The sequence below is a fragment of the Desulfosporomusa polytropa genome, from assembly GCF_055380075.1.
In genome coordinates, this window is the sequence record NZ_AP042400.1 from 802,531 (window position 1) to 826,509 (window position 23,979).

Genomic DNA, 23,979 nt, shown 5'->3' on the forward strand with positions numbered 1-23,979 from the left:
GCCAGGTAAGCAGGTGACTATATGGATCGCATGTTAAATAAAGTCTTACGAGTAGGACAGTTGTACGATTTTTACAATGCACTTTTAACGGAAAAACAGCGTGACTGTCTTAATATGCATTATCTGCAAGACTTATCATTGGCAGAAATCGCTGAAGAATTCAGTGTAACAAGGCAAGCGGTACATGATATCTTGAGGCGGGCTGAACAAACCTTGGAAGAATATGAAGGAAAGCTTGGTTTGGCTGCTCGTTACAGTCAGGAACGAAAGTTGCTGGTTAACGTTGTTGATAGTTTGCAACAACTGCCTGATCATGTAAGAACATTGCCTGAATTAAATCAAGCAATAATTACGTTAAATTCTTTGCTAGAAGACACCCGGGAGGTGTGACATATATATGGTCTTTGAAAGTTTGGCTGACAAACTTCAGCAGACTTTTAAGAAGCTGCGCGGAAAAGGAAAATTATCAGAAAGTGATGTTGCAGAGGCTCTTAAAGAGGTGCGGATGGCCCTCTTGGAAGCTGATGTAAACTTTAAAGTAGTAAAAGATTTAGTAGCTAAAATTAAAGAGCGGGCAATTGGCCAGGAAGTGCTGGAAAGTTTGACACCTGCTCAACATGTGATAAAGATTGTAAATGAAGAGTTAACCAATCTTATGGGGGGAACCCAAAGTCGTATTGCTATTGCATCACGGCCGCCGACAGTTATTATGCTTGTTGGTTTACAAGGCGCAGGCAAGACGACAACCGCCGGAAAACTGGCCCATCTTCTAAAACGTCAGGGCAAGCAACCACTTATGGTAGCTGCTGACGTCTATCGCCCAGCCGCCATAAAACAGTTGGAAGTATTAGGTGCACAACTTGAGATTCCCGTGTTTACTATGGGGCAGGATAATCCAGTCAACATTGCCAAAAAGGCTGTTGATCAGGCATTGATGATGGCGCGTGATATAGTAATTATTGATACTGCAGGTCGCCTGCATATTAATGAAGACCTCATGAATGAACTCAAATCCATTAAGCAAACAGTTAAGCCCCACGAAATATTGCTGGTAGTTGACGCTATGACTGGTCAGGACGCAGTTAATGTTGCAGAATCCTTTAATAATGACTTGGGACTTGATGGCATTATCCTGACTAAGCTGGACGGTGATGCTCGTGGTGGTGCTGCTCTCTCAATTAAAGCCGTTACTGGTCTGCCAATCAAGTTTGCAGGTATGGGCGAAAAGCTTGATGCCTTGGAAGCATTTCATCCTGATCGTATGGCCTCGCGAATTTTGGGTATGGGTGATGTTCTCAGCCTCATTGAAAAGGCTGAATCAGCCATTAGCTTGGAAAAAGCACAGGAAATGCAAAAGAAGCTTCGTAAAGAAGACTTTACCTTAGATGATTTCTTGGAGCAAATCGAACAAGTTCGTAAATTGGGACCACTTGATCAAATCTTGGGTATGCTCCCTGGCATGGGTAAGCTAAAAGGACTGCAAGGACTGGATATTGATAATAAAGAAGTCAAGCATATTATCGCTATTATTCGTTCTATGACGTCCAAGGAACGTCGTGATCCAGCCGTTATTAATGGCAGTCGTCGCAAGCGTATTGCTCTTGGCAGCGGTACAAGAGTTCAGGATGTCAATCGATTGCTAAAGCAATTTGGTGAGGCCAAAAAGATGATGAAACGTTTAAAAGATATGCAAAAAAGTGGCAAAAAATCAAATTTTAAACTTCCCTTTATGAATTGATTTTTCTTAAAAATAAAGGTGTATATTCTGTGAAGGAGGTGAATTATAATGGCAGTTAAAATTCGTTTAAAGCGTATGGGCGCCAAAAAACGTCCTTTCTATCGTGTAGTAGTATCTGATTCTCGTTCACCGCGAGATGGTAGATTTATTGAAAATCTGGGTCATTACGACTCGACTACTGAACCAGCAGTTATCAAGATTGACGAGGAAAAAGCCATCGCATGGCTGCAAAAAGGTGCTCAACCTACTGATACTGTTAAAAACCTGTTAAGCCAAACTGGCATCCTAAAAAAATGGGATGAAGTAAAGCGCTCTAAGAAAGAAGCATAGAAACGAGGCGTGATAACTACATGAAAGAATTAGTCGAAGTTATCGCCAAAGCATTAGTGAAAAACCCGGAACAAGTCAATGTTAACGAAACAAATGATAATGCGGGTACAGTCTATGAGCTGCATGTGGCCCCTGAAGATATGGGAAAGATAATTGGTAAGCAGGGACGTATTGCCAAAGCTATTCGCACTGTGGTTAAAGCTGCTGCCACCCGGGAAAACAAACGAGTAATGGTGGAAATACAATAAGTAAACTGTTAATCTGATGACCGAAGAGGTGGAGCAAATGGCTAGTATCGAGAACTTGACAATTAAGTGTCCGGTGACCATTAAAGCAAAAGTAACTGAAGATCTTAAAGCAAACTTGGCTGCTGAAATTCAAGAAGCTATTAAAAAAGCGGATTTAGAACTTCAGCAAATTGATTTTCATGCTAAACGTATGATGAGTGAACAGGCAAAACAAGATGCTCAAGGTCTGGTTGCGCTCCGCCAGCAAATTGATGCTGAGCGGCAGAAACGTCTTGAGTTTAAAAACCATATGTTGGATAAGTTGAAAGAAACAGCCCAATTGGAAATCGGTGCGGAAATAGTTCAGGGTACTATGGATCGAGTCGTTACCATAAATGTTGGCGATGATCTTCATAAACTGATGGCAACTGAAATTTTGCTGGAAGACGGCAAAATCGTTGCTTTCCGTAGCTAATATGTCTAAACCCGATTTGATTACCATCGGTAAAATTGTTGCCCCGCACGGTGTGCGGGGTGACGTTCGTATAGTACCGCTTACAGATTTCCCTGACCGATTTGATGATCTTAAAGAAGTGTTTGTTGATGATGTTGGTCAGCTTAAACTAGAGTCGGCCAGACAGCACAAAAAGTTTATTTTACTAAAATTTGCCGAAGTTGATTCTATCAAGGATGTTGAGCGCTTGCGTGGCAAACTGATTAAAATCGGACGCGAAGATGTAGTTAAACTGCCTGAAGGCCAATATTATATTTTTGATATTATTGGTCTCAATGTATTTACCGAAGAAGGCAATTTGCTAGGACCGATAATTGATGTGCTCCAACCAGGCAGTAATGATGTGTATGTTGTTAAGCAGCAAGACCAGAGTGAACTACTAATCCCGGCCATTAAAGAAGTTGTTAAGAAAATTGATATTCCAGGTAAGCAGATGGTGGTAAAATTGCAGGAAGAAATGGACTAAACAGAGGACAGCTATGCGTATTGACATACTTTCACTATTTCCCGAGATGTTTACAGGTCCGCTAGGTCATAGCATTCTAAAACGGGCGCAGGACAGTGGTCTTATCTCTGTTCATGTAACCAATCCCCGGGATTTTACTTATGACAAACATCATATTGTAGATGATGCTCCATTTGGTGGTGGGGCAGGTATGGTTATGAAGCCTGATCCAATATTCCGTGCAGTGGAGAGCGTAGTAAATGCTAGTAGTGCTTTACGTAAGCGCATAATTCTTATGTGCCCAGGCGGACAGCCATTTGACCAGGCGAAAGCCCGGGAACTTGCCGGGTATGAACAGCTGATATTTCTTTGCGGTCACTATGAAGGTATTGATGCCAGGATTCGTGAACATGTGGTTGATGAAGCTATTTCCATTGGCGATTATGTACTAACAGGTGGCGAATTACCTGCTATGGTAATTACTGATGCCGTGGCTCGCATGATCCCAGGGGTTCTTGGCGCTGACGATAGTGCGCAGCACGATTCTTTTTATAATGGCTTGCTGGAATATCCGCACTATACACGCCCTCGTGAATTTAACGGTTGGGAAGTACCGGAAATACTGCTGTCGGGAGATCATGCAAAAATTGAAAAATGGCGACGTAAAGAAGCGCTGCGGGCAACCTTGGAACGGCGACCAGATTTAATGGATAACGTGGAGCTAAGTCCTCTTGATAATAAACTTTTGCAGGAAATAAAGTCTGAACAGGCGGGAGGCTGAGTATGGCAATGCCTGTATATTTAGGTTTGGTACATTATCCGATATATAATAAAAATAATGAGATAGTTACGACTGCTATTACTAATTTTGATATCCATGATATTGCACGAACGGCTCGAACCTATGATGTGCTAAAATATTTTATTATCCACCCCCTTGAGGCTCAAAAGGCATTAGCTGAAGAAATTATTAGTTATTGGCAAGAGGGGTATGGAGGAGAATATAATCCTGACCGTAAAGAAGCGCTAAGTATAGTGGAGGTTATTCCTGATATTGCTGCGGCAGTTGCTTATATTACAGCAAAGGAAGGAATACCGCCCATAATTGTTACTACTGATGCCCGTAAGTATGAAAATACTGTGTCATATGCTAGCCTTCGCCAACAACTTAGTAATACTGATAGACCGTGCTTACTTTTGTTTGGTACTGGCTGGGGCTTGGAAACTTCAGTAATGAAGCAGTTTGATTATATACTTGAGCCTATTTATGGACCAGGAAATTATAATCATTTGCCTGTTCGGGCAGCAGTAGCGATCATTCTTGACCGCCTGTTAGGTGAATACTGGTGGAAAAACACGCAAAATACAGCATTTTAATTTGAGTTGCTGGTTAATATATGATATAATACTTTTTGTGTAATATGGATGGTCCTCTGCCTATGGTACGAACGTCTGATATAAGGAGGAAAATCAAGTGAATATTATTGAAATTTTAGAACAAGAGCAATTGCGCCAGGACATCCCATCCTTTAAGCCAGGTGACACCGTACGTGTACATGTAAAAGTTGTTGAAGGTACTCGTGAACGTATTCAGGTTTTTGAAGGCGTGGTTATTAACCGTCAAGGCTGTGGCGTACGTGAAACCTTCATTGTAAGACGCGTTTCCTATAATGTTGGTGTAGAGCGTACTTTCCCAGTACATTCTCCTCGTATTGAAAAAATCGAAGTAATGCGTCGCGGTATTGTTCGTAGAGCGAAGTTATACTATCTGCGTAATCTTACTGGTAAAGCAGCACGTATCAAAGAAAAACGCTAAATCAATGTGTTTAGGGACTGATTTCAGTCCCTTTTCTTAATTTCCCGACTAAAAATTGGTTTTTAGATCTCCACAAAGTGACAGTGATCATACCTGTTTCGAAGGAGGAACGCTGTGAGTAATACGAATCTGGGTGAGGAAATAAAAGACTGGGTAATATCTATTCTCATAGCCATAGTTCTGGCGTTTTTTATCCGGTATTTTATTGTAGAACTATATATGGTCGAAGGACCGTCGATGCGGCCAACGCTGGTAAATGGCGAACGTCTTGTTGTCAATAAATTTATTTATCGGTTTAAGACACCCGAAAGGGGCGAAGTACTGGTATTTCGTTATCCCCGCGATCCCAGCCGCGATTTTATTAAGCGGGTAATAGCTGTACCTGGAGATACTGTCGAGATAAAAGATGGCAGAGTCTTTCTTAATGGGCAACTTTTAAATGAGCCATACATATTAGAACGTATCAAAGGATCTTATCCAGCAGTAACTGTTCCTGACGGCCATATTTATGTAATGGGCGATAATCGCAATAATTCTGAAGACAGTCGGTTTAAAGATGTCGGCTTTGTACCGCTGGAGCTTATAAAGGGAAAGGCAGTTACTGTTTTTTGGCCAATTGACCACATAAAAACATTGCCATAACTATACACTAGCGGTAATAGTATCTGTTTTTTAGTAAGGAGTGTAAGTCAATGCACATTCACTGGTTTCCCGGTCATATGACCAAAGCGCAACGTATGATTCGCGAACAATTAAAGCTGATTGATGTAGTAATTGAACTATTAGATGCCCGTATTCCTTTGAGTAGTGCGAATCCTATGATTGCGGAACTTGTTGAGGGTAAACCCAAGGTGGTGGCATTAAATAAAGCAGACCTTGCGGATTCAGCGCGAACAGCCGAGTGGGTTAGTTATTTTCGTAATATGGGTTTTGCAACCGCTATTCTTGATTCTGCCAGCGGTAAAGGCACCAAAGAATTGGTGAACAAGGTTGAAAAAGAGGCTAGTGAAAAAATTGCAAAACTAACAGCCAAAGGAATAAAGGGTCGTGCTGTGCGGGCTATGATTTTAGGTATTCCCAATGTAGGTAAATCTTCACTTATCAATCGACTGATAGGTACAGCAACAGCCAAGACTGGGGATAAACCCGGTGTGACACGGGGGCAGCAATGGCTAACTGTGGGTAAAAATCTTGAGTTATTAGACACCCCGGGCGTATTGTGGCCCAGGATGGATGATCAGGAAGTTGCCTTCAAATTAGCTGTAACTGGTGCAATTAAAGATGATATATACGATATGGAGAAAGTTATCCTAAACTTGCTGGAAATACTTACTGCCCAATATAGTGATCGCCTGTGCGAACGTTATAAACTAACCCCCGACCAGCTATCTGAAGACACAATGGAGCTGCTTACCTTAATTGGCGCTAAACGGGGGTGCTTACGAAGTGGCGGCATCGTAGACTGCGAAAAGGTAAGAAGGATTATCCTTACTGATTTTCGTTCAGGTAAGCTTGGAAAATTTACGCTAGATATCCCGAACAACTAAGGAATATTGTAGATGAGAGAAATGCTAATAATATAATAGTGATGTAAAACCAAAGTGGACTGGTTAACAATTGTTAGCCAGTCCACCTTTTCCTTTAAAAACAGGAAGGATTTGAAGTATTTATCCAGAATAGTTAAAACATCTGAATTTGGAGGTAGGTTACCCTTGGACACAGCGCAGATGACAGTGGCGCAGATTGCTGCGTTATTATCAGAGCAAGAAATTTCGTTACAGACTATAAATAGACTTAAAATGGATGAGCGTATTTCGGTAAAACGTCTTATTGGTAAATGGGAGGTCAGCCTCCAGAAGACTCAGCGCGAACGTGAGCGGATTGCGGCTTTATATGAATACGAACGCCAGCTAAATTATGAAGGCTATAGCTTGGTGGCTGGAGTCGATGAAGCTGGCAGGGGACCGTTGGCAGGTCCGGTAATGGTTGCTGCTGTTATCTTACCACCAGAGTGTTATTTGCCAGGGTTAAATGATTCCAAAAAATTAACAGCGTCTCAGCGTGAAAGTCTGTACAAAGAAATAAAAAATGCAGCTATTGCGGTAAATCGGTGTGCAGTGAGTGCTGAAATCATTGATGAGATTAATATTTATCGAGCTACGGTCGGTGGAATGTATAGCGCCATTGCAGGTTTATCATCGGCCCCGCAGGCTGTCTTAATTGATGCAGTACCACTGCCTCATTTGCCTATGCCGTCTAAATCAATTATCAGTGGTGATCAGGTTAGTGCTTCTATTGCGGCAGCATCTATTATTGCCAAAGTAGAACGGGATCATATCATGCAAGAACTCGACTGCCAGTATCCTATGTATGGGTTTAGTCGCCATAAAGGATATGGTACCCAAGAACATATGGAAGCGCTTGCAAAATACGGACCGTGTCCGTATCATCGCCAGAGCTTTGCTCCGGTTAAGGCTGCTGCGATTGCTACTGATTGTGCAGGATAACTGTTTTGCTACTGAGGAGATGATGCTATGCCGGATACAGAACGTGATAAACTACCTAAAGCAGTTGCTATCAAATATAATGAGCGTGATGGTATTGCACCTAAAGTTGTAGCTAAAGGAGCAGGTATTGTTGCTGATAAAATTATGCATGCAGCAAAGGAGCATGGAGTTCCCATATATCAGAATAAAACTTTAACAGGTATGCTGATGGCTGTTGAACTAGACAGAGAAATACCTCCTGAATTATATCAAGCGGTGGCTGAAGTTTTAGCTTATATTTATCGTTTGGATCAGCGGTTAGGTAACAGGCAGTTCTAATGTTATGGAGGAGATAATGAACCATATTGCGACTGGCGATAAAGGTGAACAGTCTGCTGCTAGTTATCTAAGTACACTTGGATATACCATTATTACTACTAAATACCGTGCTAAGACTGGCGAAATAGACATTATTGCTAAAGATAAAGACTGTCTAGTCTTTGTTGAAGTAAAGACCAGACGATCAACAGTTTATGGGTTTCCGGCAGAAGCCGTGAATTTTAAAAAACAGCAGAAAATAATTAATACTGCCCTGTGTTTTCTAAATCAGCGAGGAATTACCGATAGTGCTTGTAGGTTTGATATTTTGGAAGTATATCTGGTAGGGGATTCAATTAAATGTAATCACATAATAAATGCATTTGGTGGCTGAATAATGGCGACAGGAGGTAGAAAGGCGAATGCTGTAACCCACAGCAAGGCCTTGAGAGACCATATCGCCACCCGTAGGTGATGTTTGGAAACAAGGTGACATGATTTGTACTGCCTAAACATAGGATGATGCAAATATCTATTCTAGTCAAGGCTAAGAAGATAACAATAGCGTAAAAGTAGAACCAGAACTCCTGCCAAATACTTGAGGATTTGGCAGGAGTTCTATGTGTCTTCAGGGAAATAAGACTAAAATTTTATAATATACAATGATCCCAAGAACTATTGCCTGACTTATCATGCGCGGAGGAGCAGGCTGGGCAATTTTGATTCCGTGAAACAGAATAAATGGTAATATAAACATAGAGGTTAAGCCACATGTGTATTAAATGCACAAGAATTGTAGGGTTTAAAAGCGGAACACTTCAATCTACAGTGTTTGTTAATCTATAGCGAGTATTGTATTTTTAAAAGAAAGGGTAATGGGAATTTTACGATTTTCATTATACAGGGTGTTATTTATGGGATTATTATCTAAACTATTTACCAAGAAAAGTCCTCCTACCCTGCGCGAACAGGAATTGGAACGACAATTTATTCCAATAATCATGAAAGATATTGAAACCAAAGAGCAAGCACAAATGATATTCCAGAGATTACTGAAAGAAGTCAAAGAAAACATGATATCTGAATCTAATTTATCATCCAATATGGGGGATTATCTTTTAAAGACTGAAAAAAATAATACTCGCATGAATGAGATGCTTGAAAAACGCCGCCTATTCGGTGTTTCTGATGAAGAAATCCGAGAATGGTGGAATAAGGATGAACTGGAAAGAGGTTTAATTAAAAAGTTTAGTGAATTCCAGCGAATGGCGATTTATGCTATGTTAAAAAATCAAGGCATGTCCGCTAAAGAAGCGAGAGAAAAAGTCAAGATGTGCTTTCCTACTTATGGGGAAAAAGATCTCAGTCTCCACCTTCCCTATGAACTAAAAGAAAAAGTCGATAATTATATTTATGGTTTATTATCGAATCCTCAAACTGCTGTTGCAGCTCGACAGCAGTTTGAGGCCGCTGGTTCAGTCAATGATTTTATCGTAGAGAAGATAGAACAAGGGATTCTTTAGAATCGACCCATTCGATTACATAGTAGAAAAGAGAACTAATAGGATAATAAAAGATATTAGAAATTACGTAGGTGAAAAATGAAAATTGGTGCACGCGTTATTAAAACGGGTATAGCTGTTGCAATTACAATGTTTTTATGCAAGTATCTTGCTTTGGAACCAGCCTTCTTTGGTGCTGTTTCTGCCGTGATAAATATGCAGCCATCAATATTTTTGACAGTAAGGGCAGCACGGGATCAGATTTTGGTCCATATACTGGGTGTCATGGCAGGGTTCTTTTTTGGTTATTTCCTCGGGGTTAATCCGTTATCAGCAGGTTTAATAGTTGTTTTGCTTATACCAATATATATAAAGTTAAAACTGCATAGTGGCATAACCATGGGTATAGTTGCTGCTCTTTTTGTTTTAAGTGCTAGCACAGAAGAGTTTTTATTTCATGCCCTTGCCAGAACAGGAGTAATTTTTGTCGGTCTGGGTTCGGCTATGCTTATCAACGTATTGTTATGGCCGCCTAAGTATACCAAATTGCTTAAAGAAAAACTAATGGAAAGCAACGAGGCGTCAGTTCTTTATTTTTGCCGGGCGATACAGGATTATGTTGGCCTTGACAGCGGTGGGCTTCATATAGATACAGAACAACGTAGGCGAGTTAACAAACTAAATAAGGAAGCACGAACGCTGTTTGATATGCTTAGTAGAGAGCGCCAAGTGATTGCTGAAGCAGAACCCAGAGAGTGGATTTTATTGGCTCAAAAACTAATTGATTACAACGAATCAATTACTAAGAAGGGTGACAGGATTTTTGATCTTTTGCCTACACGATTGGACCGAAGAATTAAATCTGGTAGTCCACCTATAAGTGAGGAATTTAGAGCTATTTTGCAAATATTAGAAAGCGGTTGCACAATAGTTATTCGTGTCAACGGAAAAATTAGATCTGTCATTGTTGATGGCGATACCGCTATGCCGGAAGAAATTAGTGAAGAGTATTGGGAACGTCTGACTAAAGCAATTGAGCAATGGCAACCCAAACTTTCAGGCAGCTATTATTTACACGGGTTACTTGAAGTGGCAGTAACGGCAAATGAAATTAAGTGGGCTACGCGGCAAGCCAAGATATTACTTCAGGAAAGCGTGGAAACTAAGTGATGGAGTAGCTTATTTACTATGGAGGTAGCTCACAATTTCATAATGGTTGGACCGCCAGGTTCGGGGAAAACAATGCTCGCCAGACGAATTCCATCTATTGCCTGATATGACAGCACAAGAGTCACTTGAAGTAACAAAAATTTATAGTGTTGCGGGAATGCTCAAAAATAATATTGGCTTAACTGGCAAAGATTGCGACTGAGAATCTAGCACTTGATATGCGAGTAAAAAAACTGTCCAAGCTTATTAATGATGAAACTAATCTTTCCGTGCAACACGACTGCTAAACAACTGCTGCTCCAAGTCTCGGGCATCAATTAGCTTTTTACGGTACAGGTCGATGACACTTTGCTTCTCGGAGTCCTTACTGGCAATGGTGGCTACCACTAGCCTTTTCTCTGATTCAAGAGACTCCTTCTTTGACTTGATTTCCTGCATGCTGCTATCCAATGTTGCCAACGCTTCACCTGGAGACATGATGAAGTTTACGCAGTCCTGCCAGACCATGCTATCAAGCCATTCAGCCGGTACGTTTTTTGCTGGACATTTACCTTGGAATTTACCCCTATAGGTTGTCTTACCATTGCATATGTAAAAAGTTTTGCCTGAAACATTGGCTGTGCCGCTGAAGTTCAATCCGCAGCAACTGCACTTTACCAGGCTACGCAATAAGTAATGATGTTTGGCATAGCGAGTAGCTTCTAGTCTGTTATCTTTAAGCACTTGCTGAGCCTGGTTCCGTTTCGCCTGAGACAATAGCGGGTACTTCGCGTGAAATGATCTCACGAGCCTTTTTAGAGTGTTTTCCATAGTGGTGGATGCCCCATGTATGTACTGTTTACTATCATGTTCCTGATGCGCCCCGGATTCCACTTTCCCGAGGTATTTTCTTTTCTCTTCCCCTTTGTAAGTTCTCGACCATGGATGACGTAGGAGGTAGGAATAGCAAGAGCATTAAGATAGTCAGCAACTTTGATTGTAGACATTTTTTGATCAGTCAGAAGCTGATACATTAAGCGAATCACACCAGCCTCAGACATATCAAAGCCTGGTATTAGATTCTCATTAACTTCAAGGTAACCGTCTTCATTGACATAGTAACCGTAAGGTGTTATCCCACCTAACCATTTGCCTTCCCGAGCCCAGCGTTGGGCGCCTAGCCACAGACGTTCAAGAGTTGTTGTTCTATCTAAATCTGCGACACCAGCCAGGATTGTTAGTGCAAATCGGCCAGCAGGAGAGGAAGTATCAAATGGCTCTGTCATGGAACGAATTTGAACGCCATACTGTTCTAAATCATAGATGGCGTTGAGTATTACGCGTGCAGTACGACCAAGGCGGTCAAGTTTGTAAACGAGTACTGTTTTGATCTTGCCAGCTTTAGCGTCTTCAATTAGGCGTCCACCTTCTGGCCGTTCGGGTAGAGGAATAGTGCCGCTGACACCGTCATCTTTGTATATTTCTTGAAGCGGTATTTCGTGAAGGTCGCAATATTTTGTTCCAAATTGGATTTGTGTTTCGATAGTGCCCCGGTCTGCCTGATCATCTGTTGATACCCGGGCAAGCAATACTGTTGGCATGAGAACACCTCCTAAGAATAGGATAATGCAAACGTTTGTTCTGGTCAAGATAATAAAAGAATAATCCGGAAGCATTTATAAAAGTTTTATGATTCTTATTATTCATAGTCCTAATACAAAAAATATGAAAAGGATAGTAACTATATTGACAAATAGGATAAAATAAGAATCAAGTACTATGTGTATGAGGCTTCTACTGAAAATTATGATCTACCCACTTGAAAAAGACACATATCAATTGATAAGAAAGTAGGAACGGCAATAATGAAATTCGCTTTAGCAGAAAAACTTCATGAAAAATATCTAGATGATGTTGTGACAGAAATTTGTCAAGATAGTTTGTGGAGAAAGAAACTTTTTGAAGGGCAATATAATGAGCAGTTTTTAATAACATTTAAGGAGTTAGAAGAACTACCTTGCCATTTATGGAGTACTTTTTGCGAATATGGCTTAGAGTTCTTTGTTTCAAAGATTTACTCGTGTACCGAAGGATTGGATGAAGGGATCATACTCTTAGAATTTAGAGCAAAGGAATTTTCACATTTAGTGAGTCAAGTGAAAGTTTCTCCGACTCATTAAAATAGGGTGAATTACAAAGACAGGACAGTCTATTGAAATCAATGTCCGAAAAAGTTAGACGCGTATAGTTATAGTGATATAGCTGATAGAATAGATTAATGCAGGAATATGTTGATTACTTAGATAGACAATCAAAAATAAATATAAAAATCCGCCTTATCTCCATAAACATCGGAATAACGGCGGATTTTTTGCTTTCGTTATGATGTCTATGTTTTCGTTCAAATGAATTAATGATATTGACACCACTATCTTTTATAAACTCTATCGCGTGGAAGTTGTATACAAAAATGTAAAAAAAATAAAGGGAATTTTTGGTTAGACAAGGAAATTAATACATATATAACAATTTAATAAATATTACTCATGTAAAATATCTGTTTGATTTAATAAATTGGGTATCTGCAGCTGCGATATTTGATTTATATAAATCAGCAGAATAAAAAGTGAGGCTAAAGTTAAGTCAGTCATGCTTTTGTGATTGACTTTTATATTTTTTGAGAATTGGAGACCACTAATGAGCCCGAATACTTGCGGAAATTTACAATTGACTAAAACTTGCCTACTAGTCTTAATAATTTTGTTTACTAGCACAAACATCGCTTTTGCAGCACCACCATCACGAACAGCTATTGAAGATCAAAATCACAAAGCACGTCAAGAAGCTCAGGATCGTAGACAACGTGAGCAAAGCCCGGACATTTTCCTGCAAAAAGGGAAACAAGACACTAAAATAGTAAAATTGCCTGACGAGACCCCAAGCTTTACCATAAATACCATCAAGATCGCAGGCGATGAAGAAGGCAGGTTTGCTTGGGGATATGATTTGGTAACTAAGTATCAAGGTCAAAAGATCGGCTGGCAGGGGATAACCATCATTGTTAAATCACTGACCAACGCCCTCATTGACCACGGTTATGTAACAACGCGAGTGCTTATTCCCCAGCAAGACATATCATCAGGGGTTCTCACCCTGCAAATTGTTCCTGGGATGATTAAAGATATTAGGCTATCAGATCCTACCATGAGAGCAGACTGGAAAAGCGCTTTCCCGTCAAGACCGGGAGATATCCTTAACCTGCGCGACTTGGAGCAAGGGCTAGAGCAAATGAAACGCGTTTCGTCCCAAGACGCCGAAATGCAGCTCTTACCGGGGGACAAGCCGGGTGAATCGATCATACAAATCAATGTTAAACAAAAAAAGCCCTGGAAACTTGTGTTGTCGCTCGATGACTCTGGCAGCAAAGCGACTGGTAAGCTGCAAGCCTCGGAGACTCTTGCGCTAGATAATCTACTGGGCAAGAATGACCTGTTCAACATTTCTTTTAATAACGATGCCGAAAGTAATGGTAATCGATATGGCACTCGCGGCGACAACTTTAGCTACTCTTTTCCTCACGGCTACTGGACGTATTCCTTATCGAGTTCGATATATAAATACCATCAGACAATTCAAAACCTGGGGAACTTCTTCGTGATTTCCGGGCGCACAAGAGATGTGGAATTGAAAGCAGAAAAATTAGTGTATCGTGATCAGACCCAGAAAACGAGCCTTGCCTTTAGTCTAATAAAATCCACAAGTAAATCCTTTATTGATGATGCTGAAATCGAGCTACAGCGGCGTAATACCACGGCGCTCAAACTTGGCTTAACCCATAAACAATATTACGGTCAAACGGTTGTTGACTATACGGTAGGCTATAAACGGGGCATACCCTGGTTCGGTGCCCAAGACGATCCAGCCGCCAGTGAGTCTGGTCAGCCAACCACCCGTTATAATATCTGGACCCTTGACGCCAGCCTGACAACGCCCGTTATTCTTGGTAAAACCAAGGCCAGCTACAACGCTACCTTGCGCGGACAATATACCAAAGACCGACTGTATGCTTCAGAATTCTTAAGTATCGGTAACCGTTATACCGTACGAGGCTTTGACGGTGAACAGACACTTTCCGCCGAAACGGGCTGGTACCTGCGGAACGAACTAAGCATACCTATCGAGAATTCCGGTCAGGAAGTCTACCTGGCCTTAGATATGGGTCAGATTGGCGGCAAATCAGCCGATCAGTCTCCCGGCAAAAACATAGTAGGTTCAGCATTGGGGCTGCGGGGCAACCTAGCTGGCGCTCAGTATGACGTGTTTATCGGCAAACCCATCAAACGACCGGATGGCATGAAAGTGCCGAACCACGTTTTAGGATTCCAGGTGTACTATCAACTGTAAATCCGATGGAATGCCATTTCATGGAGGGGATAGAATGAACGCTTTTAGTTCAGAAAAGAAAAAACTTAAAAAAATAATAGCATGGATTACGTTAGCCCTATTTAGCCTGCAGCCAGTTTTGGTGATGGCCCAGGCGGTTGCTGATCCTAATGCACCAACCCCAAACCGGCCTACTGTTGACAGCGCCCAAAATGGAACGCCGGTTATTCAAATCACGGCGCCGTCAAAGGCAGGAGTATCACGCAACCTCTATCAAGAGTTTGATATAACCCGTAAAGGACTTATTCTTAATAACTCATATAAATTGTCTAAGACTCAACTTGCAGGCTATATTCAGGGCAATCCCAATCTTAAGGACGGTTTAGCCCGCATTATTCTTAACGAAATAACAGGTAACAATATCAGCCACCTTGCTGGTTATCTTGAAGTGGCCGGTCAGCGGGCTGATGTCATTATTGCCAACCGCAATGGGATAGTTGGTAATGGCTTTGGCTTTATAAATACCAGCCGTGGTGTTCTCACCACAGGTGCACCGGTATTTGGTGGTACCGGCAGTCTCGAGGCTTTCCGCGTAACAGGTGGTCAAGTTAACGTAGAAGAAGACGGCATTGACGCAACCGAAAGTGATCGATTCGACCTAATTAGCCGGACAGCTATCGTTAACGCCGGCATCTGGGCCAAAGAGGTTAACGTTGTGACAGGCAGCAACAACGTAGCATATAACACACTAAACACACAAACTGTAACTGGAGAGGGCAATCAACCCATGGTTGCTCTTGATGTTAGTGCATTAGGCGGTATGTACGCCAACAAAATTAAACTGGTAGGTACAGAACATGGGGTTGGCGTGAATAGCCAAGGCACCCTATCTGCCAGCGGCGGGGACCTCACACTAACTAACGATGGAAAAATAACACTAGGTGGTCAGCTGAGCGCCAGTGGCCAGGTAACAATAAACGCAACTGATAGTGTAAAAAATCAAGGGACGATTTACGCTCAAGGGAATACCAATGTGAGCAGCGGAGGAACACTCAGCAATTCCGGTATCATTGTCGCTGCAAAAGACACTACGGTAATTGCACAAAACATTAACTCAACAGGAGCTCTTGCAGCCGGTATAAAAAGTGACGGAACCATTGATACAACCGGTAATCTCGCAGTAGGTGCAACCAATGCGATAACAGCTACCGGCACCAACATTGCCGGTGAAAACCTTTTCATATACGGGAAAACCATTGACCAAAGCGGTGCCAATACCTATGCTGGCGGCTCCGCTATGATAACAGCAACCCAAGGTGACATCATTCATACGGGTGCCAAGCTTGACGTTGATGGTGCCTTAGTCATGAGTGCTGCCGGTACGGTAAATAACAACGAAAATGCTAAGCATGTGGCCGGACAAATTGCGGCAAACCAAGTCACCATTACCGCCGGTGACATTTCTAATCAAGGTAGCAGCATTTCACAAACCGGTTCCGGTGCAACCAAGCTGATTGCTGCCCATACTATTGCCAACAATGCGGGGACCATAGCGACGAACGGTTCTGACCTTATCCTTTCAGCCACTAGTATCGATAATGCTCAGGGAAAAGTTGAACATGCCGGTTCAGGGAAACTAACCGTGAAACCAACTGAGAATTTGAAAAATCAGTCAGGAACGATCGTCAGCAACGGAACAATAGAAGTTAGAGCACAAAATATTAAGAACCAAAGTGGACAGATCCTGGCTAATGATGACCTTGTTTTAGCAAGTAACCAAACCACGGATAATACCAGTGGTACAATTTCCGCCAGAAAAGACATTTCTCTAGGTAGCAGCGGGTCCGACTTAACCAATGCAGGAGGCACTATCAGTGCCGGTGGGCAGCTAGTTGTTCATGTAGCAGCAGCCAATAATACCGGTGGTAATCTGATTGCAAACAATAATTTATATTTTGCCGCAAATAGCCTAACAGGGAACGGTCAAATCATCTCAGGGCAAGATCTTCAGCTATTTTTAGCAGGAAATCTAACGAATAGTCCCGGTGGTCAAATAAAGGCCAATCGTGACATGAGTATTGATGTAAGCGGTACAGTCATGAACCAAGGAAGTATTACGGCAGTCAGAAATGCCTATGTGACTGCATATGACTTAACCAATGATAGCGGTGCTACTCTGGCTGGTGGCGACATTTTAACGCTCATTTCGTTAGGTAATATCAAAAACAATGGCCAAATGGACGCAGATGACGTTACAATTTGGGGGCAAAATCTTACTAACACCGGTAAATTATCTGCAGATACGCTAACCGTACATTCCAAAACCATGACCAACAGTGGAGCCTCGTCGTCTATTACAAGTACGGGTGATATGAACCTCATTTTACAAGGCGATTTGCTCAATCAAGGGACAATGTATGCCCAAGGCAACGCCAAGTTGGATGATGTAAATATCCTGACCAATACCGGTATTCTTGCTTCAGCCAAAGACACGACCATAGCGGCTCAGGCTGTAGTTTCTACCGGATCACTTGGTGCAGGAATCCAAAGTGGCGGCAGTGTTGGAACTTCCGGTAACCTGACCATTAATGCTATTGGTGCTGTTACCGCAAAAGGGCAAACACTCTCTGGCGGCGACCTTGCCATCACCGGCACGGCCATTGAACAGTCCGGAGGGACAACGTATGCCGGCGCAAATGCAACCATGACCGCCACTACTGGCGATGTAAACACTACCGGTGCAGATATTCAGGCCAATGGAGCCTTAGTTATAACGGCTGCCGGTAACGTAACCAACGATCGGGATACTCAGGGCAACGCAGGCCGGATCATGGCCGATAGCGTGGCTATTACCGCCACTACTATCAACAATAGAGGCGGCACTATCAAGCAAACAGGTACGGCAGCTACCAACCTGAAAGCAACAGGCAGTATCAATAATGCCCAGGGTACCATTGCCAGCAACGGGGATACCTTGACGTTGCAAAGTAGTTCGCTTACCAACAGCAGCGGGCAAATTCAACATGCCGGAACAGGCAGCTTGGCCATCATTGCCACAAACGGCCTCACGAATAACGCCGGGAAAATCGCCGGTAATAGCCAAGTGGACATTCAGACCCAGGCTATTGACAATACCAATGGTTCAATCATATCTCAGCAACAGCTTACAGTAAGCGCATCTTCGCTTACCAACACGCAGGGATTTCTGGCTGGTGACAGAGTCCAAGTAACCGCTCAAGGGGCGATTACCAATAACCAACAAGGCTTAATCCAGGCCAACAAAGATCTGATACTTAAAGCCCTGTCGCTTGACAACCAAAGTGGTAAGGTACTGAATCTCGATAATAGCGGAACAACAATTACAGTAGACCAGGCAGTTCAAAATACCAATGGCCTTATTGGCGGCAATGGTGATACCGTCGTAACAGCTGCCAGCCTAGTCAATCAAGGAGGACAAGTCTTAATCCAAGGTAACCTTACCGTTAATGCAAATCAGGGAATCGATAACGCCGGCGGCAAACTCTTGGCCCAGCAGAATATTACCCTCAATCAAAGTAATGCTGCCCTAAATAATGCAAATGGCACTATCAGTGCCGGCGGCACGTTAACTGCGCAGGCAAGTACAATCAATAACACCAGCGGCAATCTTATCGCCAATACCGATATTAATCTGACTACCCAAAGCCTAAGCGGAGCCGGCAGCAAAATAACAGCCGGTCAAGATGTGAATATTACCGTAAATAGTGACTATATCCAGGATGACAGCATTCAGGTTCAGGCAAACCGTGATATTAATATAACAGCGAAGAATATTACCAATAACAGCACACTTACGGCAGTGCGCAATACCACGCTAAACGCTGCTGCTGTGACGAATAATGCGGGGGCTACCTTATCAGCCGGAGAATTGTTAAAAATATCGGCAACAGGCGATGTGAACAATAGTGGACGACTTGACGGGAATGCGGTTGACGTAAGCAGTCAGAACTTCAACAATACCGGTACGGTAACAGCCGGCAGTCTGACTGTGCAGGCCAGTGCCATTAGCAATAGCGGTGATGCGGCAATTCTGGCTGCAACTAATGCGGTGAATCTTAATACTACTGGTTCAGTGGAAAACAAAGATGGTGCGAATATCTATAGTATGGGTAATATCACGATTACTAGCGGTGGCCCAGTGCTCAATCAATCGGCTACGATTGAAGCGGATGGGAATATTGCTATAACTGCGAGTGAAATTACGAATAAGAAGAGGATATTTGAGGTTGAGGAAAAGGAGAATTCTGAGGAAACGTATTCCAATTTTATTGAGGGGTGGGTAAAATTCCATAAGGGTGGTGGAGGTGATAGTTATGATTGGGAAAAATTAATTAAAGATTTGATTGATCCAAGTACCGCAATTTTAGTATATCCTGAAAAGCTACCTAGTTGGGAGGAAATGTGGGGGAGCGGTAAAAAGTTAATCTTTATGTTAGGCCAAACGATTAAAGAAACTACTGTTACACAGGACTCTCCCGAAGGCAAAATATCAGCCGCTGGCAATATAACCTTGCACGCCAATACCGTGAATAATAATAACAGTTCGGTTATTGCCGCTAGTACACTTGAAACAAGTGGAACGTTAAACAACGTAGCACAGGGAAGGACAAAAACAATTACGCGCCATTTGGTAGATAGTGGACAACATTATACGTACTATGACGAAGAGGGTGTTTATGAGAATCCTAAAGATGCTTATAAGCCCGAAACCATTTATGACGAAACAATCTACGAACAACTACCTGGTACTACTTCTATCTTCGGTGGCGGACAGCAGGTAATTATTAATGGTCCTAACGTAAATAACATCACTATAAACCCCATAAACGTTACCGGAGGTAATTTTTCAACTTTACAATCGACACAAACGTCAAATGTGACGCCAATCCAAACAGTTCTAGGAAACACCACCTTACAAGGCAGCAATTCGTTAGGACAAAGCGGTGGAATGACTGTTAATCCGAGCGGCACCTGGACAAACACTGTCGGTGCAGGTGTAGTTAGCAAAACAGGTATGAAGATCACGCTGCCATCCAATGGCCTCTTTACGATCCATACGGAACCGGGTAGTCACTATTTAGTAGAGACTGATCCCAGGTTTGCCAATTATAAAAATTTTATTACCAGTGACTATATGCTTAAACAATTAGGCATTAATCCGGAAAAAACAATGAAGCTAGTCGGCGATGGTTTTTACCAGCAAAAACTGGTCCGTGAACAGATTAGTGAGTTGACTGGGAGGGAAGTTCTCAGTGGCTATTCCTCTACTGAGGATGAATATAAAGCGCTGATGACTAACGGTGCGAGCTATGCTAAACTGTTCAATTTGCAGGTGGGTGTGGCACTAACGGCTGAGCAAATGGCACAGCTCACGTCCGATATGGTTTGGCTGGTGGAACAAGACGTTCAGGGTCAAAAGGTTCTTGTACCGGTCGTTTATCTGGCTCCCAATCAAAAAAGCAGCTTACGGTCAAACGGTGCCATCATCGCTGCCGATAATGTTCAGATTACCACGAGCCAGGATATACTCAACCAGAACAGTAAAATAATCGGCGATACTATTACTCTTGCTGGCCGTGATATCAAGAACGAAACAACAACCTTTGTCGCCAAAACCGAAAATAATGAAAAGGCCGGCAACAACACTCGGACAATCGCCGGACAAACAGCAGAAATTAGTGCGACTGGCAGTATAACCCTTGATGCCAAACGAGATATCAAGATCATCGGTGGAAAAGTTTCGGCAGATAAAAATATTACTCTCGACGCCGGTCGCAACGTAAACATCGGCGCCGTAACTACCACGGAGCATACCACTGCCAAAAACTATTTACATGATACAACGACCAATAGTACCAGTAGCATTAAAGCTGGCAACAATATCACGATGACAAGCCAGCAAGATGTCAATCTAAGTGGTGCTCAAATCAATGCAGGTCAGGATCTTACCCTCAAGTCCGTAGACGGCAATGTTAATATCAGCGCCGTTAAAGATGAGGAACTGCTGGATACCAAGACTGGAACCAGCAGTAATTGGAAGCGCACCCGTACGGATGATGAATATGTTATTGGCAGCAACCTGCAGGCCGGCGGCAAGGTTAGTATTTCCGCGGTTAAACCCGAAGACAGTAAAGAAACTAACCCTAACGGCAACGTCAATATCGCCGGCAGCAACGTCTACAGCGATACTGGTAAAATTACTATCAAGGCTGATAACGATGTAACCATCCAGGAAGTGAAAGAAAAGCATGAGTCACTTGTGCAAAAACATAAGAAAACAAGCGGCTTCTTATCCTCCAAGACCAAAGACACCCGGGACTATTCCCTCACGAACCAAGTCGTCGGCAGCAGCATTTCCGGTGATTCCGTAGAAATCAACGCCGGCAAAGACCTTACCGTCAAAGGGAGTACGGTTATTGCCACGAACGACGTTTCATTGCATGCTGATAACGACGTAAACATTACTTCGGCCCAGGAAACCGGCAAAGACGAACACTATAAAAAAGTGAAAAAATCCGGCCTCTTTAGTGGTGGTGGATTTGGCTTTACAATCGGTACTCAGTCGACAAAGACAACGCTCAACGAGCAGGTCAAAGACGAAATTGGCAGTACTGTAGGGTCTATTGCCGGTAACGTCAACATCACTGCCGGCAACAACGTTACCAGCGAAGGCACAACTATAGTCAGTGGCAAAGACATCAGCCTTACTGGTAAAGAGGTAACACTAGATAATTCAGTTGATACTTATGACAGCCAATATAAGTATGAATTCAAACAAAGCGGATTAACTGTATCGTTAGGTGGGCAATTGATTGATGCGGCTACTACCATTGCCAACTCTGTTAAACGCTCAGGAGAAGTCGAGGACAATCGATTAAAAGATTTATATATCTATAAAGCCTATCAAGACAGTAAGGATCTCAATAAAGAACTTGTTAGCTACGAACAATATAAAGATGCCTATAAGAAGGCATTGGAGGAGTCTACCAGTGATCCTTCGAATTTAGCAAAAAAGGACGTATTGCAAAACGAGAAAAACAAATTAAACCAAAAGATTGACAGACTTCTTTCCATCAATATCGGTATCGGTAGCAGTAAAATGACGCAAGAACAAACGACACATGTGGAGACTGTTAATTCATCCAACATAACAGCCGGTGGAAACGTTATAGTTACGGCCACCGATGAAGATATCAATCTCGTTGCAACTAACATATCCGGTAAAGATGTTACGCTTGATGCTAAAAAAGGTAACGTAAATATTGAGGCAGATCAAAACATTGCGCAGAATACCAACAAAACAAGTTCATCTTCTTGGTCTTTGGGGGCAACTGTAGGATTGGGAACCGGCAATTTTATGGGAATTACGGGTTCCGCACAAATCGGTAAAGGTAATGAAAACGGTACTACGATAACGAACACCAGCAGTAATGTTGATGCCAGCGGTACATTAACAATTCACTCCGGTGCAGATACCAATATCATTGGATCACAGGTAAGTGGTGAAAAGGTTGACGTTAAGGCCGATGGAGATTTGAATATTGTCAGTCTGCAGGACAGTGAAAATTATAAAGCAAGTAGTAAAAATGCAGGGATTGGTTTTGGTACCGGCAAACTTAGTGGCGTTCATGGTTCTGCTGGAACCAGTAAGACGAATTCAAATTATAAGAGTGTAACGGAGCAGGCGGGGATTTATGCAGGTAAAGAGGGCTTTGATATTACTGTAGGTAAAAACACCGACCTTAAAGGTTCGGTCATTTCCAGCGATGCTACACCAGATAAAAACAAACTCTCTACAGGTACTCTAACTTACTCGGATATACAAAACAAGGCGGATTACAATTCAAGTAGTACAGGGGTTAACCTTGATAAGAATGGTAGTATTACACCGAATATTGGTATACCAGCGTCAGGTGATGCAAATAGTACAACTAAATCTGCAATATCTCCTGGTACAATTGAAGTTCGTAGCAATCCTAATGCGGATCTTAGTGGACTTAGTCGTGATCTTAGCGGAACAGTAAATGCTCTAGGTAAGATATTTGACAAGAAAACTGTACAAGAACGACAAGAATTAGCAAATGTATTTACTAAAGAAGCATTTAATTATATAGGGGAATTGGCCTTCGATAAGCTTCAAAAGGCAGAAGAAGATTTTAAAAATGCAAAAACACCTGAAGCTAAGGCTGATGCAGAACGACGTATCGCGCAGTGGAGTGAAGGCGGAGAATACAAAACATTGTTCCATACTGTGATAGGTGGAATAGCGTCCTATTTTGCTAGTGGTAACTTTGTATCTGGTGCGGTTGGGGCAGGAACAAACGAGGCTATTCAAAATGAATTGTCGAAGATTAAAGATCCCGCATTGCACGAATGGGCAAGTTTAATAGTTGGTGCAGTTGCATCTGATCTAGTTGGGGGTGATGCCCTAACAGGAGGAACAATAGCTGTTTCAGGGACGAGAGACAACTACATTCACTTATTGCTTGAAAAAATAGTGCAAATCTGTGAAGATGCCCCAGCTTTACGAGCAATTTTGGTAAGGATGGGAATTATTGCTGAGTCCGGTGTTATACTAGATGAAGTAGCTGCCTCGCGAATTGTTTATATATCTAGAGTCGGTGCTCCTTTGGCTGAAAAGGAAATAGATGAAGTTGTAACGGTATCAAGGCAACTTGATGCACTTGCTACGCAGGCTAGTGAGTCTTTAACATTAGCTCAGAGAGTGAATGCTTGGGTTGATGGAACTAGGATGCACACCATTTTTCAAAATTTAATCAAAGGTACAGGGAATGAGGCAATTCAAACTGAGCAAACATTCCTTAATGGTAGCCCAGCGACCTATGGAACTGCGGGTGCTGTACGACTGGATGCAGTTTTATACAACGCTGAGGGTGCAATCATCGCGGTATATGATTTAAAGACTGGAGTGGCTGGTTTAACGCAGTACAGGGTAGAGGCAATTAGACGGAGTTTAGGAAACCTAGCTATACCAAATGTTCCGGTATTTGAGATTAGACCGTAATTTTTTA

The 23,979-nt window shown here is 42.4% G+C and carries 21 protein-coding genes and 1 pseudogene; 20 read left to right on the forward strand and 2 right to left on the reverse strand.

Annotation, left to right across the window (positions count from 1 at the left end):
* Positions 1 to 21: 21 nt before the first annotated feature.
* From ylxM to ACZ449_RS05610, 17 genes and pseudogenes are all read left to right on the forward strand, one after another.
* Positions 22 to 390: a YlxM family DNA-binding protein gene (gene ylxM, locus ACZ449_RS05530; protein ID WP_464260058.1), complete on the forward strand. Its 369-nt coding sequence runs from the start codon at positions 22 to 24 to the stop codon at positions 388 to 390.
* Between the two features lie 7 nt (positions 391 to 397).
* Positions 398 to 1,738 carry a signal recognition particle protein gene (gene ffh / locus ACZ449_RS05535; RefSeq protein ID WP_464260059.1) on the forward strand — a complete coding sequence of 447 codons (1,341 nt, stop codon included), beginning with the start codon at positions 398 to 400 and terminating at the stop codon, positions 1,736 to 1,738.
* A gap of 48 nt (positions 1,739 to 1,786) precedes the next feature.
* The gene (gene rpsP / locus ACZ449_RS05540; protein ID WP_464260060.1) at positions 1,787 to 2,068 is read left to right on the forward strand and encodes a 30S ribosomal protein S16; all 282 of its coding nucleotides are present in this window, start codon (positions 1,787 to 1,789) and stop codon (positions 2,066 to 2,068) included.
* A gap of 20 nt (positions 2,069 to 2,088) precedes the next feature.
* Positions 2,089 to 2,316, forward strand: coding sequence for a KH domain-containing protein (locus tag ACZ449_RS05545; RefSeq protein WP_464260061.1), 228 nt, complete (start codon positions 2,089 to 2,091; stop codon positions 2,314 to 2,316).
* A 37-nt stretch (positions 2,317 to 2,353) separates the two neighbouring features.
* Positions 2,354 to 2,770, forward strand: a complete 417-nt coding sequence (locus ACZ449_RS05550; RefSeq protein WP_464260062.1) for a YlqD family protein — start codon at positions 2,354 to 2,356, stop codon at positions 2,768 to 2,770.
* 1 nt (position 2,771) lies between these two features.
* A complete protein-coding gene (rimM, locus tag ACZ449_RS05555; RefSeq protein WP_464260063.1) occupies positions 2,772 to 3,275 on the forward strand; it encodes a ribosome maturation factor RimM in 504 nt (167 codons plus the stop codon).
* A gap of 13 nt (positions 3,276 to 3,288) precedes the next feature.
* Complete coding sequence (gene trmD, locus ACZ449_RS05560; RefSeq protein WP_464260064.1) at positions 3,289 to 4,035, forward strand: tRNA (guanosine(37)-N1)-methyltransferase TrmD; 747 nt, start codon at positions 3,289 to 3,291, stop codon at positions 4,033 to 4,035.
* A gap of 2 nt (positions 4,036 to 4,037) precedes the next feature.
* Complete coding sequence (locus ACZ449_RS05565; protein WP_464260065.1) at positions 4,038 to 4,631, forward strand: RNA methyltransferase; 594 nt, start codon at positions 4,038 to 4,040, stop codon at positions 4,629 to 4,631.
* A gap of 97 nt (positions 4,632 to 4,728) precedes the next feature.
* Positions 4,729 to 5,070, forward strand: a complete 342-nt coding sequence (gene rplS / locus ACZ449_RS05570) for a 50S ribosomal protein L19 (RefSeq protein WP_094605484.1) — start codon at positions 4,729 to 4,731, stop codon at positions 5,068 to 5,070.
* 114 nt (positions 5,071 to 5,184) lie between these two features.
* The gene (gene lepB / locus ACZ449_RS05575; RefSeq protein WP_464260066.1) at positions 5,185 to 5,712 is read left to right on the forward strand and encodes a signal peptidase I; all 528 of its coding nucleotides are present in this window, start codon (positions 5,185 to 5,187) and stop codon (positions 5,710 to 5,712) included.
* A 50-nt stretch (positions 5,713 to 5,762) separates the two neighbouring features.
* Entirely contained in the window at positions 5,763 to 6,617 is an 855-nt protein-coding gene (gene ylqF / locus ACZ449_RS05580; RefSeq protein ID WP_464260067.1) for a ribosome biogenesis GTPase YlqF, read from the forward strand.
* A gap of 165 nt (positions 6,618 to 6,782) precedes the next feature.
* The gene (locus tag ACZ449_RS05585) at positions 6,783 to 7,577 is read left to right on the forward strand and encodes a ribonuclease HII (protein ID WP_464260068.1); all 795 of its coding nucleotides are present in this window, start codon (positions 6,783 to 6,785) and stop codon (positions 7,575 to 7,577) included.
* A gap of 27 nt (positions 7,578 to 7,604) precedes the next feature.
* Positions 7,605 to 7,895 carry an EscU/YscU/HrcU family type III secretion system export apparatus switch protein gene (locus tag ACZ449_RS05590; protein WP_464260069.1) on the forward strand — a complete coding sequence of 97 codons (291 nt, stop codon included), beginning with the start codon at positions 7,605 to 7,607 and terminating at the stop codon, positions 7,893 to 7,895.
* Positions 7,896 to 7,911: 16 nt separating this feature from the next.
* Positions 7,912 to 8,268 (forward strand): YraN family protein, encoded by a 357-nt coding sequence (locus ACZ449_RS05595; protein ID WP_464260070.1) that lies wholly within the window; start codon positions 7,912 to 7,914, stop codon positions 8,266 to 8,268.
* A gap of 520 nt (positions 8,269 to 8,788) precedes the next feature.
* Positions 8,789 to 9,397, forward strand: coding sequence for a hypothetical protein (locus ACZ449_RS05600; RefSeq protein ID WP_464260071.1), 609 nt, complete (start codon positions 8,789 to 8,791; stop codon positions 9,395 to 9,397).
* Between the two features lie 78 nt (positions 9,398 to 9,475).
* A complete protein-coding gene (locus tag ACZ449_RS05605; RefSeq protein ID WP_464260072.1) occupies positions 9,476 to 10,546 on the forward strand; it encodes an FUSC family protein in 1,071 nt (356 codons plus the stop codon).
* Positions 10,547 to 10,576: 30 nt separating this feature from the next.
* Positions 10,577 to 10,727: pseudogene (locus ACZ449_RS05610) on the forward strand (ATP-binding protein); the annotation flags it as partial.
* A gap of 77 nt (positions 10,728 to 10,804) precedes the next feature.
* Here the strand turns inward: ACZ449_RS05610 and ACZ449_RS05615 are convergent.
* Complete coding sequence (locus ACZ449_RS05615) at positions 10,805 to 11,302, reverse strand: recombinase zinc ribbon domain-containing protein (RefSeq protein WP_464260073.1); 498 nt, start codon at positions 11,300 to 11,302, stop codon at positions 10,805 to 10,807.
* A gap of 38 nt (positions 11,303 to 11,340) precedes the next feature.
* Positions 11,341 to 12,126: a recombinase family protein gene (locus ACZ449_RS05620; protein WP_464260074.1), complete on the reverse strand. Its 786-nt coding sequence runs from the start codon at positions 12,124 to 12,126 to the stop codon at positions 11,341 to 11,343.
* 264 nt (positions 12,127 to 12,390) lie between these two features.
* Here ACZ449_RS05620 and ACZ449_RS05625 point away from each other — a divergent pair, with 264 nt between their 5' ends.
* The 3 genes from ACZ449_RS05625 (at position 12,391) to ACZ449_RS05635 (ending at position 23,972) form a co-directional block, all read left to right on the forward strand.
* Entirely contained in the window at positions 12,391 to 12,705 is a 315-nt protein-coding gene (locus ACZ449_RS05625) for a hypothetical protein (protein ID WP_464260075.1), read from the forward strand.
* A 517-nt stretch (positions 12,706 to 13,222) separates the two neighbouring features.
* Positions 13,223 to 14,929, forward strand: a complete 1,707-nt coding sequence (locus ACZ449_RS05630; RefSeq protein ID WP_464260076.1) for a ShlB/FhaC/HecB family hemolysin secretion/activation protein — start codon at positions 13,223 to 13,225, stop codon at positions 14,927 to 14,929.
* Between the two features lie 34 nt (positions 14,930 to 14,963).
* The gene (locus tag ACZ449_RS05635; protein ID WP_464260077.1) at positions 14,964 to 23,972 is read left to right on the forward strand and encodes a two-partner secretion domain-containing protein; all 9,009 of its coding nucleotides are present in this window, start codon (positions 14,964 to 14,966) and stop codon (positions 23,970 to 23,972) included.
* The last annotated feature ends 7 nt before the right edge of the window (positions 23,973 to 23,979 follow it).

What these genes read in the sequence shown, in the direction of transcription:
- rimM (WP_464260063.1), top strand. Translation starts at nt 2,772, where the DNA reads ATGTCTAAACCCGATTTGATTACCATCGGTAAAATTGTTGCCCCGCAC.
- ylxM (WP_464260058.1), top strand. Translation starts at nt 22, where the DNA reads ATGGATCGCATGTTAAATAAAGTCTTACGAGTAGGACAGTTGTACGAT.
- ylqF (WP_464260067.1), top strand. Translation starts at nt 5,763, where the DNA reads ATGCACATTCACTGGTTTCCCGGTCATATGACCAAAGCGCAACGTATG.
- ACZ449_RS05620 (WP_464260074.1), bottom strand. Translation starts at nt 12,126, where the DNA reads ATGCCAACAGTATTGCTTGCCCGGGTATCAACAGATGATCAGGCAGAC.
- rpsP (WP_464260060.1), top strand. Translation starts at nt 1,787, where the DNA reads ATGGCAGTTAAAATTCGTTTAAAGCGTATGGGCGCCAAAAAACGTCCT.
- ACZ449_RS05600 (WP_464260071.1), top strand. Translation starts at nt 8,789, where the DNA reads ATGGGATTATTATCTAAACTATTTACCAAGAAAAGTCCTCCTACCCTG.
- ACZ449_RS05550 (WP_464260062.1), top strand. Translation starts at nt 2,354, where the DNA reads ATGGCTAGTATCGAGAACTTGACAATTAAGTGTCCGGTGACCATTAAA.
- ffh (WP_464260059.1), top strand. Translation starts at nt 398, where the DNA reads ATGGTCTTTGAAAGTTTGGCTGACAAACTTCAGCAGACTTTTAAGAAG.
- ACZ449_RS05625 (WP_464260075.1), top strand. Translation starts at nt 12,391, where the DNA reads ATGAAATTCGCTTTAGCAGAAAAACTTCATGAAAAATATCTAGATGAT.
- ACZ449_RS05565 (WP_464260065.1), top strand. Translation starts at nt 4,038, where the DNA reads ATGGCAATGCCTGTATATTTAGGTTTGGTACATTATCCGATATATAAT.
- ACZ449_RS05590 (WP_464260069.1), top strand. Translation starts at nt 7,605, where the DNA reads ATGCCGGATACAGAACGTGATAAACTACCTAAAGCAGTTGCTATCAAA.
- trmD (WP_464260064.1), top strand. Translation starts at nt 3,289, where the DNA reads ATGCGTATTGACATACTTTCACTATTTCCCGAGATGTTTACAGGTCCG.
- ACZ449_RS05605 (WP_464260072.1), top strand. Translation starts at nt 9,476, where the DNA reads ATGAAAATTGGTGCACGCGTTATTAAAACGGGTATAGCTGTTGCAATT.
- ACZ449_RS05630 (WP_464260076.1), top strand. Translation starts at nt 13,223, where the DNA reads ATGAGCCCGAATACTTGCGGAAATTTACAATTGACTAAAACTTGCCTA.
- ACZ449_RS05545 (WP_464260061.1), top strand. Translation starts at nt 2,089, where the DNA reads ATGAAAGAATTAGTCGAAGTTATCGCCAAAGCATTAGTGAAAAACCCG.
- ACZ449_RS05595 (WP_464260070.1), top strand. Translation starts at nt 7,912, where the DNA reads ATGAACCATATTGCGACTGGCGATAAAGGTGAACAGTCTGCTGCTAGT.
- ACZ449_RS05635 (WP_464260077.1), top strand. Translation starts at nt 14,964, where the DNA reads ATGAACGCTTTTAGTTCAGAAAAGAAAAAACTTAAAAAAATAATAGCA.